At 68.2% G+C, this 1,044-nt stretch carries 1 protein-coding gene; it reads right to left on the bottom strand.

The window, feature by feature from the left end:
- On the bottom strand, positions 1-841 hold an 841-nt coding region (locus tag O9280_RS13530; RefSeq protein ID WP_298343781.1), incomplete at its 3' end, for a hypothetical protein.
- Positions 842-1,044: the final 203 nt, after the last annotated feature.

Here is a 1,044-nt window from a genome sequence, read left to right as displayed (position 1 = left end):
GGCGGCCGGTTTGCGGGTCTTTGCCGGTGCTCGCAATCGTCAGCTCGCCTTGCGACTGCAGCAGCTTCAGGGCATAGGCGGCCTGGCGCACGCCTTCTTCTTCGGCGATGGCGAGGATCTTGTGGCGCAGATCGCCCTCGCCCAGATAGAACAGGCTCTGCCCGGTCATCGCTGAGTAGTGCACGCGCTGAGCTTCTGGCATCAGCGACAGCAGGGCGTCCATCAGGGTCGACTTGCCCGCGGCACTGGTCGACTGGATCAGCACCGCCAGCGGCTTGTCGAGCAGCCGCGACACCATCGCCAGATAGCCGACCAGCGCGTTATCGCCCTCACCCACCACGCCGATGGCTTCGACATCGCGCACGATGCGCTCGGCCAGATCCGGATCGCGCAGCAGGGCGAGACCGGCGGCCTCGTCCTCGGCCGACAGCGCCGGTGCAGAGGACTCCGCATCCGGTGCCAGCGCGCCGCGAATCGCGGCTTCCTGCAGCGGCTCCAGCGCCAGCACCAGCGCCGACAGGTCGGCGTGCAGCACCTCCTCCGATACACCCAGCTCGATCGCAGCCCCCTTGGCAAAGGCCTGCCGGCCGCGGGCCTGGTACAGATCCAGCGTGTCCAGATACAGGCGATCACCCGCCGACACCCGCAGCGTCACCTTGAGCGATTCCGCCGACAGCGCACGCGCCAAGCCGCGCACGCGATACGCACGGCCGCTGCGCGCAAAGCGGATGTCGTCGGGGCCGTGGACTTGGGCGGTGGGCTCGGCAGGCGAGGCCAGCGGTGCCGACAGCGCCGGCTCGGGCGAAGCGGGGGCCGCAAGCGGCGGGCGTGATCGGGGCATGGAATCGGGCTCCTCGCGAAAACCTGTCAAGACGCTTATGCTGTGGCTGTATAGCAGCATATTGTCTGTTTCGCAAACAGCACCATCCGAGGAGGCCCGTACCGTGAGCACCCCTGCATTGCCCACCCTGCTGGACATGGACTTCCCGGAACGCCTGGTGCAGCTTCGCAAAGCCCGCGGCCTGACCCAGCGCCAGCTGGCCG

Origin of the sequence: Silanimonas sp., from assembly GCF_027531545.1 — a bacterium.
Taxonomy (GTDB): Bacteria; Pseudomonadota; Gammaproteobacteria; order Xanthomonadales; family Xanthomonadaceae; genus Silanimonas.
Note: the sequence above shows the minus strand (reverse complement) of the source record. Positions and strands in the feature narration are given on the sequence as shown.